Origin of the sequence: Stenotrophomonas sp. TEPEL (assembly GCF_004348785.1) — a bacterium.
In the GTDB taxonomy this organism is placed as follows: domain Bacteria; phylum Pseudomonadota; class Gammaproteobacteria; order Xanthomonadales; family Xanthomonadaceae; genus Stenotrophomonas; species Stenotrophomonas indicatrix.
The window spans coordinates 367,672-385,093 of record NZ_QQXJ01000001.1 but is presented as its reverse complement, the minus strand read 5'-3'; the positions used below and the strand labels follow the sequence as shown (position 1 = coordinate 385,093).

The 17,422-nt window shown below is 66.8% G+C and carries 10 protein-coding genes; 9 read left to right on the top strand and 1 reads right to left on the bottom strand.

What is annotated here, in order from left to right:
• Positions 1-171: 171 nt before the first annotated feature.
• Positions 172-1,491 carry a M20 family metallopeptidase gene (locus tag TEP_RS01715; protein WP_132826423.1) on the bottom strand — a complete coding sequence of 440 codons (1,320 nt, stop codon included), beginning with the start codon at positions 1,489-1,491 and terminating at the stop codon, positions 172-174.
• A 186-nt stretch (positions 1,492-1,677) separates the two neighbouring features.
• On the opposite strand from TEP_RS01715, the gene TEP_RS01710 reads away from it, so the two are divergent.
• The 9 genes from TEP_RS01710 to TEP_RS01670 all read left to right on the top strand — a co-directional run bounded on the left by TEP_RS01710 (position 1,678) and on the right by TEP_RS01670 (position 17,352).
• The gene (locus TEP_RS01710) at positions 1,678-2,919 is read left to right on the top strand and encodes an efflux RND transporter periplasmic adaptor subunit (protein ID WP_132823921.1); all 1,242 of its coding nucleotides are present in this window, start codon (positions 1,678-1,680) and stop codon (positions 2,917-2,919) included.
• A gap of 74 nt (positions 2,920-2,993) precedes the next feature.
• Positions 2,994-6,227 (top strand): efflux RND transporter permease subunit, encoded by a 3,234-nt coding sequence (locus TEP_RS01705; RefSeq protein ID WP_025874642.1) that lies wholly within the window; start codon positions 2,994-2,996, stop codon positions 6,225-6,227.
• 31 nt (positions 6,228-6,258) lie between these two features.
• Positions 6,259-9,381: an efflux RND transporter permease subunit gene (locus tag TEP_RS01700; RefSeq protein ID WP_132823919.1), complete on the top strand. Its 3,123-nt coding sequence runs from the start codon at positions 6,259-6,261 to the stop codon at positions 9,379-9,381.
• 288 nt (positions 9,382-9,669) lie between these two features.
• Positions 9,670-11,727, top strand: coding sequence for a TonB-dependent receptor (locus tag TEP_RS01695; RefSeq protein ID WP_132823917.1), 2,058 nt, complete (start codon positions 9,670-9,672; stop codon positions 11,725-11,727).
• A gap of 120 nt (positions 11,728-11,847) precedes the next feature.
• Positions 11,848-14,025: a YccS family putative transporter gene (gene yccS / locus TEP_RS01690; protein WP_049466553.1), complete on the top strand. Its 2,178-nt coding sequence runs from the start codon at positions 11,848-11,850 to the stop codon at positions 14,023-14,025.
• A 169-nt stretch (positions 14,026-14,194) separates the two neighbouring features.
• Positions 14,195-16,084: an MFS transporter gene (locus TEP_RS01685; RefSeq protein ID WP_132823915.1), complete on the top strand. Its 1,890-nt coding sequence runs from the start codon at positions 14,195-14,197 to the stop codon at positions 16,082-16,084.
• A gap of 193 nt (positions 16,085-16,277) precedes the next feature.
• Complete coding sequence (locus TEP_RS01680) at positions 16,278-16,565, top strand: CD225/dispanin family protein (protein ID WP_025874636.1); 288 nt, start codon at positions 16,278-16,280, stop codon at positions 16,563-16,565.
• 33 nt (positions 16,566-16,598) lie between these two features.
• A complete protein-coding gene (locus TEP_RS01675; RefSeq protein ID WP_132823913.1) occupies positions 16,599-16,883 on the top strand; it encodes a CD225/dispanin family protein in 285 nt (94 codons plus the stop codon).
• 43 nt (positions 16,884-16,926) lie between these two features.
• On the top strand, positions 16,927-17,352 hold the full coding sequence (locus TEP_RS01670) for a DUF2752 domain-containing protein (RefSeq protein WP_132823911.1): 426 nt from the start codon (positions 16,927-16,929) through the stop codon (positions 17,350-17,352).
• Positions 17,353-17,422: the final 70 nt, after the last annotated feature.

Below are 17,422 nucleotides of genomic sequence, written 5' to 3'. Positions count from 1 at the left end.
CAACTCCAGGGGGTCACTTCATGGACGGGTTTACGGCGTCCCCCGCAACCGGACCCACCCCGCCATCCCACGGATAGCCCGCTTCTGCTTCTGCTGTTGCTGTTGCTGTTGCCGGCCAGCCGCCGGCACTACCGCTTCGGTGGGTGCAGGGCGCAGCCCTGCCGGAAACCCTCAACCCGCCGGGGTGCCCGTACCATGCAGATAATCCAGGCTCACCTGCAGCAGCGCGCGGAATCCGACATCCAGCGCCTTCTCATCCAGCAGGAACTTCGGCGAATGGTTGGCCGGCGCCGTCGCCGGGTCGATGCCCACGCTGGTGGAACCGACGAAGAAGAACATGCCCGGCACTTCCTTGGCGTACAGCGAGAAATCCTCCGCGCCCATCTGCAGCGGCGGCTCATACACGTTGTCCTTGCCCACCACCGCCTGCAGGCTCGGCAGCATCTTCGCGGTCAGCGCCGGGTCGTTCACCGTGGCCGGGTTGCCTTCCGATTCGTAGATGTCGGTCACCGCCTTGGCCCCATGCGCGGCAGCGGTGTGGTCGGCCACGTTGCGCAGGTCGGCGAAGATCTGCTGGCGCATGCCTTCGTCGAAGGTGCGGATGGTGCCGACCATCTCCACTTCATCGGGAATGATGTTGTAACGGATGCCGCCGTTGATCGCACCGAAGGTCAGCACCGCCGGCTGCTTGGAGAGGTTGGCGCGGCGGCTGACGATGGTCTGTGCGGTGCCGATCAGATCAGCAGTAGCAACAATCGGGTCGACGCCGTTCCACGGTGCCGAGCCATGCGTCTGCCGGCCGATCACCTTGATGCCGAAACGATCGGACGCGGCCATCAGCGGGCCACCGCGCACCGCGATCTGCCCTGCCTGCACGCTGGAGAACACATGCAGGCCGAATACCGCCTCGGGCTTGAAGTCGGCAAACAGGCCTTCCTTCAGCATCAGCGCAGCACCGCCCTCTTCCGGCGGCGGCGCACCTTCCTCGGACGGCTGGAAGATCAGCATCACCTGGCCCGGCAGATCCTTCTTCATCGCCACCAGCGCTTCGGCTACGCCCAGCAGGGTGGCGGTGTGCGCGTCATGGCCACAGGCGTGCATCACCCCCACCGTCTGCCCGCGGTACTGGGCGGTGGCTTTTGACGCGAATGGCAGGCCGGTCTGCTCGGTCACCGGCAGTGCATCCATGTCCGCGCGCAGGGCAATCTTCGGGCCCGGCTTGCCACCTTCGATGATCGCCACCACGCCGTGGTGGGCGATGCCGGTCTTCGGCTTCAGGCCCATCGCGCGCAGGCGCTTGGCGACCTCGGCGGAGGTGCGCTCCTCGCGGTTGGACAATTCCGGGTGCTGATGGAAATCGCGACGCCATTCAACCACCTTGGCCTGCAGGCGCTGTGCGGCAGCGGTCACTTCCGGGCGCTGTCCGTCCTCGGCGTGGGCAAGGGCCGGCAGGGCCAGCAGCAGGGCGGACAGCAGCAACGAATGGCGCATCTCGATCTCCACGGAAGGGGTCTGCACCTGAATGTAGGGCAACATTGCCGCTGCGGGAACCTCCAGCGTCGTCCATCTGTCTGAGCGCCCGTCCCATCCGTCATGCAGGAAACCCGGTGGGCCACAGGTATGCTTTGCGCATTGCCACCCGGGGTGCCACCCCATCCAGCCCTCTTGGAGTCTTGAATGTCACGTGTTTGGAAGATCGTGCTGCTGGTCGTGGCGGTACTGGTGCTGGCCGTGGTCGGCCTGCGCGTGCTGGGTGGCGGCAAGGACAAGGCTGCCGGCCAGCAGGCAGGCGCCGGCCAGGGGGGTGAAGATCCCGATGCCGGCCCGGTGCCGGTGACCGTGGTCGAGGCCGCGCGCCAGGACGTGCCGGTGTATGCCAGCGCACTGGGCACGGTGACCGCGATGAACACCGTGACGGTCAGCCCGCAGGTGGGCGGCCAGCTGATGAGCCTCAATTTCCGCGAAGGCCAGGAAGTGAAGAAGGGCGACGTGCTGGCGGTGATCGACCCCCGCACCGCCCAGGCCAGCTATGACCAGGCCGTTGCATCCAAGCGCCAGAACGAAGCCCTGCTGGCCACTGCACGTTCGAACTACCAGCGTTCGAACGCGCCGGAGTACCGCCAGTTCGTGGCCAAGACCGATCTGGATACACAACGAAACCAGGTGGCACAGTACGAAAGCGCGGTCGCCGCCAATGAAGCCAGCATGCGTTCGGCGCAGGTGCAGCTGCAGTACACCAAGGTCACCGCGCCGATCACCGGTATCGCCGGCATCCGCGCGGTCGACGCCGGCAACGTGGTCAACGCCGGTACCGCGCTGGTCACCCTGACCCAGATCCATCCGATCCACGTGTTGTTCAACCTGCCCGAACGCCAGCTCGGCGACGTGCGCCAGGCGCAGGCCGCCGGCAGCGTGCCGGTCGCAGCGCTGGACCGCGCCGATTCGCACGTGCTCAGCGGCGACGGCAGGCTGGATGTGGTCGACAACCTGATCAGCGCCGACAGCGGCACCTTCAAGGCACGCGCGGTGTTCGACAACACCGACAACGGCCTGTGGCCGGGCCAGTTCGTCAATGTGCGCATGCAGCTGCGCACCATCGGCGGCGGCGTGGTGATCCCGACCCAGGCAGTGCTGCGTGGCCCGGATGGCGAGTACGTCTACGTCGTGCAGGGCGACAACACGGTGAAGATGCAGACCGTGCGCAGTGGCGTGGAAGTGGGCGACAGCCAGGTGCAGATCGCCGAAGGCCTGAAAGGCGGCGAGCGCGTGGTCAGCGAAGGCCAGTTCCGCCTGAAGCCGGGCAGCAAGGTGACCGCGCTGAAGCCGGGCGAAACGCCGGCCGCACCGACCGAGGCCGAACTGAAGGCCGCCGAACAGAAAAGTGGCGGCAGCGGCCGTCGTGGTGGTGGTCCGCGCTGAGCGCAGGCCACCCTTTCCCTTCGCGCCGGCATCGATGCCGGCGCTGCCATTGAAGCGCCAGCAAGGATCAGTCCGTGGGCTTTTCGACGATCTTCATCCGCCGTCCCATCGCGACCTCGCTGTTGATGGCGGGCCTGTTGCTGCTGGGCATTCTCGGTTACCGCAAGCTGCCGGTGTCGGCGCTGCCGGAAATCGATGCGCCCAGCCTGGTGGTCACCACCCAGTATCCGGGTGCCAACGCCACCACCATGGCCTCGCTGGTGACCACGCCGCTGGAGCGCCAGTTCGGGCAGATCTCCGGGCTGGAACTGATGACCTCCGATTCCTCGGCGGGGTTGTCGACGATCATCCTGCAGTTCTCGATGGACCGCGACATCGACATCGCCGCACAGGACGTGCAGGCGGCGATCCGCCAGGCCACCCTGCCCTCGTCACTGCCGTACCAGCCGGTCTACAACCGGGTGAACCCCGCCGACGCAGCCATCGTCACCCTCAAGCTGACCTCCGATACGCGGCCGCTGCGCGACGTCAACAACTACGCTGATTCGATCCTCGCCCAGCGCCTGTCGCAGGTTCAGGGCGTGGGCCTGGTGTCGATCGCCGGCAACGTGCGTCCGGCCGTGCGCATCCAGGTCAATCCGGCGCAGCTGTCCAACATGGGCTTGACCCTGGAAGAGCTGCGCAGCGCGCTCACCCAGGCCAACGTCAATGCGCCGAAGGGCTCGCTGAACGGCAAGACCCAGTCCTACAGCATCGGCACCAACGACCAGCTGGCCAGCGCCGCCGAGTACCGCGACACCATCATCAGCTACAAGAACGGCCGCCCGGTGCGGCTGTCCGACGTGGCCGAAGTGATCGATGGCGTGGAGAACGACCAGCTGGCGGCATGGGCCGACGGCAAGCCGGCCGTGCTGCTGGAAGTGCGCCGGCAGCCGGGCGCCAACATCGTGCAGACCGTCGAGCGCATCCGCGCGCTGCTGCCGCAGCTGCAGGGCGTGCTGCCGGCCGACGTGCACCTGGAGGTGTTCTCCGACCGTACCGAAACCATCCGCGCCTCGGTGCATGAAGTACAGTTCACCCTGATCCTGACCATCGGCCTGGTGGTGGCGGTGATCTTCGTGTTCCTGCGCCGGTTCTGGGCCACCATCATTCCCTCGGTGGCGGTACCGTTGTCGCTGGCCGGCACCTTCGCAGTGATGGCCTTCACCGGCATGTCGCTGGACAACCTCTCGCTGATGGCGCTGGTGGTGGCCACCGGCTTCGTGGTCGACGATGCGATCGTGATGATCGAGAACATCGTGCGCTACATCGAACAAGGCAAGAGCGGCAAGGAGGCGGCCGAGATCGGTGCGCGCCAGATCGGCTTCACCGTGCTGTCGCTGACGGTTTCGCTGGTGGCGGTTTTCCTGCCGCTGCTGCTGATGCCCGGCGTCACCGGCCGCCTGTTCCACGAGTTCGCCTGGGTGCTGAGCATCGCCGTGGTGCTGTCGATGCTGATCTCGCTGACGCTCACCCCGATGATGTGCGCCTACCTGCTCAAGCCCGATGCGCTGCCCGAGGGCGAAGACGCGCACGAACGTGCGGCCGCGGCCGGCAAGCAGAACCTGTGGACGCGCACCGTCGGCCTGTATGAGCGCAGCCTGGACTGGGTGCTGGAACACCAGCCGCTCACCCTGGCCGTGGCCGCTGCCGCGCTGGTACTGACCGTGCTGCTGTACGTGCTGATTCCCAAGGGCCTGCTGCCCGAACAGGACACCGGCCTGATCACCGCCGTGGTCCAGGCCGACCAGAACATCGCCTTCCCGCAGATGGAGCAACGCACCCAGCAGGTGGCCGAAGCGCTGCGCAGGGATCCGGACGTGACCGGCGTATCGGCCTTCATCGGTGCCGGCAGCATGAACCCCACGCTCAACCAGGGCCAGCTGTCGATCGTGCTGAAAGAGCGCGGCGAACGTGATGGGCTGGAAGACATCCTGCCGCGCCTGCAGAAATCCGTCGCCGGTATTCCCGGCGTGGCGCTGTACCTGAAGCCGGTACAGGACGTGACCCTGGACACCCGCGTGGCCGCCACCGAGTACCAGTACTCGCTGTCGGACGTGGACAGCGCGGAAGTCGCGCTGCAGGCCAACCGCCTGACCCAGGCGCTGCGCCAGCGCCCGGAACTGGCCGACGTCGACAACAACCTGTCCAACCAGGGCCGCGCACTGGAACTGAACATCGACCGCGACAAGGCCAGCGTGCTGGGCGTGCCGATGCAGACCATCGACGACACCCTCTACGATGCGTTCGGCCAGCGCCAGATCTCGACCATCTTCACCGAGCTCAACCAGTACCGGGTGGTGCTGGAAGTGGCGCCGCAGTTCCGCACCAGCACCGCGCTGATGGAACAGCTGGCGGTCGCCTCCAACGGCGCCGGCGCCCTCACCGGCACCAACGCGACCAGCTTCGGCCAGGTCACCTCGTCCAACTCGTCGACCGCCACCGGTATCGGTGCACAGAACACCGGCATCACCGTCGGTGCGGGCGGCATCATCCCGTTGTCGGCGCTGGCCGAGGCGAAGGTTTCCAGCGCGCCGCTGCTGGTCAGCCACCAGCAGCAGCTGCCTGCGGTGACGGTTTCCTTCAACGTCGCGGCTGGCTATTCGCTGTCCGATGCGGTCAAGGCCATCGAAGAGACCAAGGCCAGCCTGGACATGCCGGCGCACGTGCATGCGCAGTTCATCGGCAAGGCCGCTGAATTCACCGGCAGCCAGACCGACGTGGTGTGGCTGCTGCTGGCCTCGCTGGTGGTGATCTACATCGTGCTGGGCGTGCTGTACGAGAGCTACATCCACCCGATCACGATCATCTCGACCCTGCCGCCGGCCGGCGTCGGTGCGCTGCTGGCATTGATGGTCTGTGGCCTGAGCCTGTCGGTGGACGGCATCGTCGGCATCGTGCTGCTGATCGGCATCGTCAAGAAGAACGGCATCATGATGGTCGACTTCGCCATCGAGGCGCGGCGCACCGGCGCCAACGCGCGCGAAGCCATCCGCCGCGCCTGCCTGCTGCGCTTCCGCCCGATCATGATGACCACCGCTGCAGCCATGCTTGGCGCGTTGCCGCTGGCGCTGGGCACCGGCATCGGCTCGGAACTGCGTCGGCCGCTGGGCATCGCCATCGTCGGCGGCCTGCTGCTGTCGCAGCTGGTAACCCTGTACACCACGCCGGTGATCTACCTGTACATGGAACGCTTCTCGGAATGGCTCGCCCGTCGCCGCGAACAGCGTGCGCTGCGCGATGGCACGGTGCAGGAGCCGCAGGCATGACCCTGGCCCCGCACCTTCGGGGGGCTGCACGATGAACCTGTCCGGCCCCTTCATCCGTCGCCCGATCGGCACCGCCCTGCTTGCCATCGGCTTGTTCATGGTCGGCGTGATCTGTTACCTGCGGCTCGGCGTGTCGGCGTTGCCGAACATCGAGATCCCGGTGATCTTCGTGCACGCCAGCCAGTCCGGTGCGGATGCGGCGACCATGGCCTCCACGGTGACCGCGCCGCTGGAGCGCCACCTCGGCCAGCTGCCGGGCATCGACCGCATGCGCTCGTCGAGTTCGGAAGGCAGCTCGCTGGTGTTCATGATCTTCCAGAGCGACCGCGACATCGATTCGGCCGCGCTGGACGTACAGACCGCGATCAATTCGGCGCAGGCCGACCTGCCCTCGGGCATGGGCTCGCCGATGTACCAGAAGGCGAACCCGAACGACGATCCGGTGATCGCCATCGCGCTGACCTCGCAGACGCAGTCCGCCGATGAGCTGTACAACGTCGCCGATTCGCTGCTGGCCCAGCGCATCCGCCAGATCGGCGGTGTCGCCTCGGTGGATATCGCCGGTGCCTCGACGCCGGCGGTGCGTGTGGACGTCAACCTGCGCCTGATGAACGCGCTGGGACTGACCGCCGACGACCTGCGCAATGCCGTGCGCGCGGCCAACGTGACCTCGCCCACCGGCTTCCTCAGCGATGGCAACACCACCACGGCGATCATCGCCAACGATTCGGTCGCACGCGCCGCCGACTTCGCCGATCTGGTGGTCAAGACCCAGGGCGATGGCCGGGTGATCCGCCTGAAGGACATCGCCAACGTCTACGACGGCCAGCAGGACGCCTACCAGGCCGCGTGGTTCGACCACAAACCGGCCGTGGTGATGTATGTGTTCACCCGCGCCGGCGCCAACATCGTCGAGACCGTGGACCGGGTGAAAGCGCAGATTCCCGCGTTGCGCGACTACCTGCAGCCGGGCACCACGATGACGCCCTACTTCGACCGCACCCCGACCATCCGCTCGTCGCTGCATGAAGTGCAGATCACCCTGCTGATCAGCCTGGCGATGGTGGTGCTGACCATGGCGCTGTTCCTGCGCCGGTTGGCGCCGACGCTGATCGCGGCGGTGACCGTGCCGCTGTCGCTGGCCGGTGCTGCGCTGGTTATGTACGTGATGGGCTTCACCCTGAACAACCTGAGCCTGCTGGCGCTGGTGATCGCGATCGGTTTCGTGGTCGACGATGCGATCGTGGTGATCGAGAACATCATGCGCCACCTCGACGAGGGCATGCCGCGGATGCAGGCGGCCTTCGCCGGTGCGCGCGAAATCGGCTTCACCATCGTCTCGATCACCGCCTCGCTGGTGGCGGTGTTCATCCCGCTGCTGTTCGCCAGCGGCATGATGGGCGCGTTCTTCCGCGAGTTCACCGTGACCCTGGTGGCGGCGATCGTGGTGTCGATGATCGTTTCGCTGACGCTGACCCCGGCGCTGTGCAGCCGCTTCCTCAGCGCGCACGACCACGCGGCGGCACCGTCGCGCTTCGGCCGCTGGCTCGATGCCGGTCACGAGCGGATGCTGCGCATCTACACCGTGTTCCTTGATTTTTCGCTGCGCCATGCGCTGCTGCTGTCGTTGACGCCGTTGATCCTGATCGGCGTCACCATCTTCCTGTTCGGTGCGGTGAAGAAGGGCGCGTTCCCGCCACAGGACACCGGCCTGATCTGGGGCCGCGCCAATTCCAGTGCGACGGTGTCCTTCGAGGACATGGTCAGCCGCCAGCGCCGCATCACCGACATGCTGATGGCCGACCCGGCGGTGAAGACCGTGGGTGTGCGCCTGGGCAGCGGCCGCCAGGGCTCCAGCGCGCAGTTCAACGTCGAACTGAAGTCGCGCAAGGAAGGCCGCCGCGAAACCACTGCACACGCACTGGCACGGCTGAGTGCGAAGGCCGACCGCTACCCGGACCTGCAGCTGCGCCTGCGCGCGATCCAGGACCTGCCCAGCAACGATGGCGGTGGCAACAGCCAGGGCGCGCAGTACCGCGTCTCGCTGCAGGGCAACGACCTGGCCGCACTGCAGGAATGGCTGCCCAAGCTGCAGGCGGCATTGAAGAAGAACCCGAAGCTGCGTGATGTCGGCACCGACGTCGACAACGCTGGCCTGCGCCAGAACATCGAGATCGACCGGGCCAAGGCCGCGCGCCTGGGCATCTCGGTCGGCGCCATCGACGGTGCGCTGTACGGCGCCTTCGGCCAGCGCCAGATCTCCACCATCTACTCGGACATCAACCAGTACAGCGTGGTGGTCAATGCGCTGCCGTCGCAGACCGCCACGCCTGCGGCGCTGGACGAAGTGCATGTGCGCGCACGCAACGGCGAGATGGTGCCGATCACGGCGGTGGCCCGCCAGGCGCCGGGCCTGGCGCCCTCGCAGATCACCCATGAAAACCAGTACACGACGATGGACCTGAGCTACAACCTCGCCCCCGGCGTCAGCATGGGCGAGGCCAAGGCCATCATCGACAGCACCGTGGCCGGCATGCGCATGCCCGGCGACATCCGCCTGGCCGACGACGCCGGCTTCGGCTTCAATTCCGACCCCAGCGACATGCTGATCCTGGTGCTGGCAGCCATCCTCACCGTCTACCTGGTGTTGGGCATCCTCTACGAAAGCCTGATCCACCCGGTGACGATCCTGTCCACCCTGCCGGCCGCCGGCGTCGGCGCGTTGCTGGCGCTGTTCGGCACCAACACCGAACTGTCGGTGATCTCGATGATCGCGCTGGTGCTGCTGATCGGCATCGTCAAGAAGAACGCGATCATGATGATCGACTTCGCCCTGGTGGCGCAGCGCGAACATGGGCTGACTCCGCGCGAGGCTGCCCGTGAAGCCAGCATCGTGCGTTTCCGCCCGATCATGATGACCACGATGGTGGCAATCCTGGCGGCGGTGCCGCTGGCGATCGGCCTGGGCGAAGGTTCAGAGCTGCGTCGCCCGCTGGGCATCGCGATGATCGGCGGCCTGCTGTTCTCGCAGAGCCTGACCCTGCTCAGCACGCCGGCGCTGTATGTGATCTTCTCGTGCCTGGCCGAGCGCTGGAAGGCGCGGCGCGCGCGCAGGCGTGAAGCGAAGCTCCTCAGGCGCGCACAGCGGGCCTGACTTCGGCAGCGCCGGGCCATGCCCGGCGGCCTTTCAGCAATCCGCGCTGCGCGCTCGCCGGGCATGGCGCGGCGCTACCGGCCTTTGGTGGGTGCGGACCGTTGGTCCGCACGCCGATGGCATTTGACGCGCTGTAACGAAAAGAGAACAATTCTCATCCAGCCATGGTCCTGCGCCCCCTTGTGGCGCCCCGCTGCCGTCCCCGGCACGCCTGCGTGATCCCAGCCACCGACCTTTCCCCCCTGCATGGGCGGATGGCCCGTGGCCTCCCGCCGAGGATCTCCATCGATGTTGCCGATTCGCTCCCCCCGCCTGGCCGTACTGGCCGTCGCGCTGTCCGCCGCCTGCACTGCACACGCCGAAGCCCCGGCCGGATCCCGCAGCGCCACCGATCTGGACGCGGTCAAGGTCATCGCCGAGCGTACCCATACCGAGGCTGGCGCTCTCGGCGATCGCGCCCTGCGTGATACCCCGTTCGCGATCACCGCCGTCGGCCGTGAGCAGATCGAACAGCGCCAGGTCGTGTCGCTGGGCGAAGCCTTCCTGCTCGACCCCTCGGTCACCACCCAGGTCAGCGCCTATGCCAGTGGCTGGAGCTCGCCGATCCGCAACCGTGGCATCGATCTGAATTTCGACAGCTACCGGGTCAACGGCCTGCAGGTCTCGTCCTGGGGCACCGAATGGCCGCTGGAAGTGATGGAGCAGGTCGACCTGCTGAAGGGTCCGGGAGGTTTCCTGTACGGCTTCGGCGCGCCGGGCGGCATCGTCAACTACATCACCAAGAAGCCGACCGACGTGCCGACCTTCTCCGCCCAGCTCGGCTGGCGCGAGCAGGGCATCGTCAGCGGCGGCATCGACGTCGGCGGCCGCTTCGGCAACGAGCAGATGTTCGGCTACCGCTTCAACGCGTACCAGGAAAAGGGCGAAACCTTCAACGGTGGCCATGTCGATCGCAAGGTCGGTGCACTGTCGCTGGACGCGCGCCTGAGCGATGCGCTCACCTGGACCTTCGACGGCGTGTTCCAGTCGCGCGACCTGCGCGAGGAATCACCGCAGTACTACTTCCCTGGCCTGACCTCACTGCCGCGGCCGATCGCCGGCGATGTCGACAACAGCGTGCCCGGCACCTACTACGACACACGCTCCAGCCTGCTGTCCACCGCGCTGAACTGGCAGATCAACAGCGACTGGAAGGCCAGCCTGAGCTATGGCGTCACCACCTCGTGGAACGACGTCAACAAGATCTTCGCCTACATCGACGACACCAACGGCAACTACGCCGTCAACGTCTATGAGCTCGGCGGCAAGAGCGAGTGGAAGCTGGCACAGGCACTGGTGCAGGGCCGCTTCGGCACCGGCCCACTGCAGCACCAGCTGGTGGCCGGTGTCAGCCACCAGACCGGGCTGGGCTGGGACCGTCCCTACGAGTTCAGCCTGATCGGCCGCGCCAACCTCTACCAGCGCCATGGCATCCGTCACGACGCGGTGGGTTCCCGGGTGATGACCCGCGGTGACGAGACCGTGCAGCAGGCGGTGTTCGTCAGCGATACCGTCGATCTCGGCCATGGCTGGTCGGTGCTGGCCGGTTGGCGCTACAACGACTTCGAGACCAAGGGCGCCTACCACACCTATCCGGTCACCCCGACCTATGCGGTCATGTTCAAGCCCAGCGAGGCCGTCACCCTGTATGCCAGCTACATCGAGTCGCTGGAAGCAGGCAGCCGCGTAGGCAACAGCTACATCAATGCCGGCGATGTGCTCGACCCCACCATCAGCAAGCAGTACGAGATCGGCGCCAAGGTGGAAGCGAATCGCTGGACCGCGAATGTCGCTGCGTTCCGCCTGGAACGTGGCGCCAACATCGATCAGCTGACCGATGCAGGCAAGCGCCTGGTGCAGGATGGCATCACCCTGTACGAAGGCGTCGAAGGCAGCGCCGACCTGCACCTGACCGATGCGCTGACCGTGGGCGGTGGCGTGACCTGGCTGGACCCGACCTACGACAAGCTGTCACCGGGCAGCGCGGCGCAGGAAGGCAACCGTACCGTCGGTGCTGCGCGCTGGAGCGGCGTGCTGCACGCCACTTACCAGCTGCCGTGGGTGGAAGGGCTGGAGACCTATGCCGCCGTGCGCTACTACGGCGATGTCTGGTACGACGCCGACAACACCCTGAAGCTGCCCGACTACACCCTCGTCAACGCCGGCATCGGTTACCGCCTGCTGGCCTCCGGCCATCCGGTGACCCTGCGGGCCAGCGTGGAGAACCTGGCCAACCGCAGGTACTGGTCCAATACCGGCGTCGGCCTGCCGCGCACCTTCGCGCTCAGCGTGCGGTTCGACATGTAACGGGCCTCGGTAGCGCCGGGCCATGCTCGGCGGCTGCATGCCACGCCGCGCATGGCGCGGCGCTACCGGATTTCACGCGTGGCCCGCAATAATGGTGGCCGATCCTTCCGCCGAGCCTGCATGTCCGCACGCGAATCCCGACTCAGCCGCCTGTGGGCCCACGAGAAGGCCAGCTATGGCCTGCGGGTGTTCATTGCCCTGACAGCGGCCCTGGCCGTGTGCTGGCACCTGGATGCGCTGACCGCGCTGCCCGGCGTGTTCCTCGGCATCATCGCCAGTGCGATTGCCGAGACCGACGACAACTGGTGGGGCCGGACCAAGGCCGTGCTGCTGTCGCTGCTGTGCTTCTGCCTGGCAGCGGCCTCGGTGATCTGGCTGTTTCCCTGGCCGTGGATATTCATCGCGGCCCTGGCGCTGTCCACGTTTGGCCTGACCCTGCTCGGTGCACTGGGCGAGCGCTACGCGTCCATCGCCCAGGCGACCGTCACGCTGGCCATCTACACCATGATCGGCCTGGAACAGCATGGTGCCCATGACCTGCACAGTGCGCTGGATGCGGTCAGCCACCTGCTTGCGGGTGCGGTCTGGTACGGGCTGCTGTCGATCCTGTGGACCACGCTGTTCGCCAACCGGCCGGTGCGCGAGCGCGTGGCCCGCCTGTACGTGGAACTGGGGCGTTACCTGCAGCTCAAGGCCGCGCTGTTCGAACCCGTGCGCGAGGCGGACCTGCAGCGCCGCCAGCTCGACCTGGCCGAACAGAACCGTCGCGTGGTCGGCGCGCTGAACGAGGCGAAGACGGCGATCCTGGCGCGCTTTGGCCGCTCCGGACGGCCCGGCGTCAACTCCGGCCTGTACCTGCGCCTGTACTACATGGCGCAGGATTTCCATGAGCGTGCCAGTTCCTCGCATTACCCGTACGGCGCGCTGGTCGACGCGTTCTTCCACAGCGACGTGCTGTACCGCTGCCAGCGCCTGCTCGACCTGCAGGGCCAGGCCTGCGCACGGCTGGGCGAAGCGATCCGGCTGCGTCGTCCGTTCGTCTACGGCGAGAGCAACCAGCAGGCCGGGCGCGATCTGGCCGATGCCCTGGCCTACCTGCGCGACCAGCAACGCCCGCAGTGGCAGCGCCTGCTCGGCTCGCTGGACCTGCTGGTGCACAACCTTCGCAGCATCGAGCGCCGCCTGCTCGATGCCGAACGATCCGAAGCCAGCCTGGACAACGTCGACACCCGCCTGCGCGACAGCAACCCGCACACACTGCGCGAAATGGGCGTGCGCCTGCGCCAGCAGCTCACCCCCGGCTCGGTATTGTTCCGCCATGGCCTGCGCATGGCGCTGGCACTGATCGCCGGTTTCGTTGCCATCCGTCTGTTCAATGCACAGAACGGCTCATGGGTCCTGCTGACCATCGTGTTCGTGTGCCGGCCCAGCTTCGGTGCCACCCGCCAGCGCCTGGCCCAGCGCATCGTCGGTACGCTGGCCGGCCTGGTGCTGACCTGGGCGCTGCTGCAGCTGTTCCCAACGCTGGAGATCCAGCTGCTGATCGCATTGCTGTCGGCACTGCTGTTCTTCTTCACCCGTACCGACCGCTATCTGGTCGCCTCGGCCGCCATCACGGTGATGGCGCTGACCTGCTTCAACCTGATCGGCGACGGCTTCGTGCTGATCGTGCCACGCATGGTCGATACGATCCTCGGGTGCGCGATCGCCGCAGCGGCCGCGTTCCTGATCCTGCCGGACTGGCAGGGTCGGCAGCTGCACCGTGTGCTGGCACGGGTGCTGGATACCGCCGCGCGTTATCTGGAATCAGTGCTGGGCCAGTACCGCAGTGGCATGCGCGACGACCTGGCCTACCGCATCGCCCGCCGCGACATGCACAACGCCGATGCCGCACTGTCCACCGCTTTGTCGAACATGCTGCGCGAACCGGGCCACGTGCGCCGCAACCTCGATTCGGGTTTCCACTTCCTGGCGTTGTCCAACACCCTGCTCGGGCATCTGTCGGCGCTGGGTGCGCACCGCGACCAGGTCGACAGCTACGCGGGCGATCCACTGGCGCTGGCCGCTGGCGAGCGGGTGCGCAAAGCGCTGCAGCAGCTGGCATCGGCGTTGACGGCGCAGCAGCCGGTGTCGGAGGAGGACAACGACGCCGATCGTGCGGTGGCCGCCGAACTGGAGCAGCTCGATGAGACGATGCCGCCGAAACTGCAGTTGATCCGCACGCAGATGGCGCTGGTGCTGCGGATGTTGCCGAAAGTGAGGGCAGCGGCCAATGGCGCGGTGCGCGGCCTGGCCTGAGCGGAGGGCATCCACGCACGGCGCGGATCTACTGGAGCGGCATCCACGCGTGGCGTGATCTGCTGGAGCGGCGTGCGTCCACGGCGGCATCCAATACCCCCGGAACGACGGCCCCGTCGTCCCTGCGTGCGGGCAGGAATGCTAGGCTGCGCCGGTCCAAGGAGGTTCCATGTCCGGTCACAACCAGTTCGCCCTGCTGCGCCAGCGCCGTTTCCTGCCGTTCTTCATCGTGCAGGGGCTGGGTGCCTTCAACGACAACGTGTACCGGCAGGCGATCATCGGCCTGCTGTTCTACCTGGGCGTGGCCGAGAGCGAGCGCACGCTCTACACCAACCTGGCGCCGGCGCTGTTCATCCTGCCCTACTTCCTGTTCTCCGCCCTGGCCGGGCAGATCGCCGAAAAGCTGGAGAAGTCGCGGCTGATCGTGATCACCACCACCATGGAGATCATGATCATGACGCTGGCGGCGGTGGGCTTTCTCACCGAGAGCCTGCCGGTGCTGCTGGTGGCCCTGTTCTGTACGGGCCTGCAGTCCACCCTGTTCGGCCCGGTGAAGTACTCGGTGCTGCCCTCGGTGCTGCGCCCGGAAGAACTGACCGGTGGCAATGGCCTGGTCGAGATGGGCACGTCGATGTCGATCCTGACCGGCATGATCGTCGGCGGCCTGGTGTTCACCCTGGCAGGCAGCCATGGCCCGATCGTGGCCGCCAGTGCGGTCATCGCGCTGGCGATCTGCGGCAACCTGGCCGCGCGCATGATCCCCAAGGTGGATGCCGGCGCCCCGGACCTGAAAATCAACTGGAACCCGATCCCCGAATCGCTGGCCGTGCTGCGCATGGCCAGGAAACAGAAGGCGGTACGCAACGCCATCCTCGGCGTGTCCTGGTTCTGGTTCGTCGGCACCATCCTGACCGCACAGCTGCCGTCCTATGCGGTCACCAACCTCGGTGGCGAGCCCACCCTGTACATCTTCGCCCTGGCGCTGTTCTCGGTCGGCACCGGCGTCGGTTCGCTGCTGTGCGAAAAGCTGTCGGCGCGCACGGTGGAGATCGGCCTGGTGCCGCTGGGTGCGTTCGGCATGACCGCCTTCCTGCTGGACCTGTACTTCGCGCGCGCCGGTGAGGCCACCGCGCAGGGCCTGTCGGTCACCCAGTTCGTGCACCAGGCCGGCAGCATCCGCATCATCATCGACCTGCTCGGCATCGGCCTGTTCACCGGCTTCTTCGTGGTGCCGCTGTTTGCGTTGATCCAGAGCCGCACACCGAAATCGGAGATGTCGCGCGTATTCGCTGCGCTGAACATCCAGAACTCCGGCTTCATCGTCGCTGCGGCCATACTCGGCCTGCTCACCCAGCGCCTGCTCGGCTGGACCATCCCGCAGCTGTTCCTGGCACTGGCCATCGCCAATGCCGTGGTGGCGATCTACATCTTCACCATCGTCCCCGAATTCCTGATGCGCTTCCTCAGCTGGGTGATGGTGCGCACGCTGTACCGGCTGCGCCCGCACGGCATCGAAGCGAACGTGCCCGATGAGGGCGCCGCGCTGCTGGTCTGCAACCACGTCAGCTACATGGACGCGCTGATCCTGTCGGCGACGATCCCGCGCCCGGTGCGCTTTGTCATGTACTACAGGATCTTCAACATCCCGGTGATGCGCTGGATCTTCCGCACCGCCAAGGCGATTCCGATCGCCGGTGCGCGCGAAGACCCCGCCCTGATGCAGCGCGCGTTCGATGAAGTCGACGCCGCACTCGCCGAGGGCGAACTGGTATGCATCTTCCCGGAAGGCGCACTGACCCGCGACGGCACGATGGCACCGTTCAAATCCGGCGTGGAGAAGATCCTTGAACGCCGTGCGGTACCGGTGGTGCCGATGGCCCTGCGCGGCATGTGGTCGAGCATGTGGAGCCGCCGCGACACCCGTCTGGGCCGCATGCGCGTGCCGCGCCGGTTCCGGGCGACAGTCGAGGTGGTCGCCGCCCCAGCGGTGGATGGCCATTCAACCGATGCCGCCGCCCTGGAAGCGCAGGTCCGCACCCTGCGCGGCGACCTTGCCTGACGCACGGATCAAGCCACAGCGTGCTTCGAAAGCCGGCGCCAGCGCCGGCTTTTCACTGCCCCGTCATGTGTCATAAGCGGCGAGATCTGACTGTAACCGCATACATGCACCGCAGGTTGCGGTAGATTACGCACCCACAGGGGGGAGGTTCGGCCCGTTCACACGGCCGGCCACCAAGGAATGGAGTCTTGCTTTGAATCAACCGCCACCGCTCAGCCGTCCGGTCTACATCCCCAACCATCTGGTCTGGGCGATCCTGACGACGCTGTTCTGCTGCCTGCCGTTGGGCGTGGTGTCGATCGTGTATGCCGCCCAGGTCGATGGTCGCAATGCGGCCGGTGACCTGCCGGGGGCCTATAGCGCGTCGCGCAAGGCGGGCTGGTGGGCGGTGGCTTCGGCCGCAGCCCTGCCAGTCCTGTTGCTGTTGTGGTTCGGGCTGTTCGGCGGCTTGGCCGCGCTGGGCGCTCTATCCGACCTTTGATTCACCACCACCACCCATCGAGGAGCTTGAACCATGAACACCACCACTGCGCAGGTCCCCAACAATCTGGTCTGGGCCATCCTGTCCACCCTGTTCTGCTGCCTGCCGGCCGGCATCGTGTCGATCGTCTACGCCGCCCAGGTCAACGGCAAGCTGGCTGCCGGCGACGNCGCCGGTGCCCGTGAATCGGCCGACAAGGCCAAGAAGTGGGCCATCTGGTCGGCCATCGCTGCCGTTGTGGTTGGCGTCCTGTACTTCATCATCATCATGGCCGTTGGCGGCCTGGGCGCCCTGAGCGGCGGCAACGGCAGCTACTGATGCCCGCGACGGGGTCCGGCCATGCGCCGGATCCCGCCCCCGCATGTCCGCATTTCCTGCTCGTTCCCGACTTACCCGCTGGGCTCCGCTGCTGGCCGCGTCCGGCCTGGCTGCGGGTGCCGCCGTGGTCCTGCGCCACGTCAATCCGTATGTCTCCGGCAATCCGCTGCCGGGCTGTCCGCTGTACGCACTGACCGGCTTCTACTGCCCCGGCTGCGGCAGCACGCGCTGCCTGTACTCACTGGTCCACTTCGACCTGCCCGGCGCGATGGCGATGAACCCGTTGCTGGTCATCAGCCTGCCCTTCCTGTTCCTGATGCTGCTCAACACCGCCGGCGTACGCCCGCGCGTGCTTGATCCACTGATGCGGGTACTGGCCAGCCCCACGTTCTGGCTGTGGCTGCTGCCCGGCTATGCCGTGCTGCGCAACCTGCAGTGGGCACCGTTCACCGCGCTGGCTCCGTTGTAGGTTTCCAGCCAACGGCGCAGCCCCTCGTGGTTGGTCGCTAAAGGCAGAAGCCGTTGGGGTTGGCCGGGCG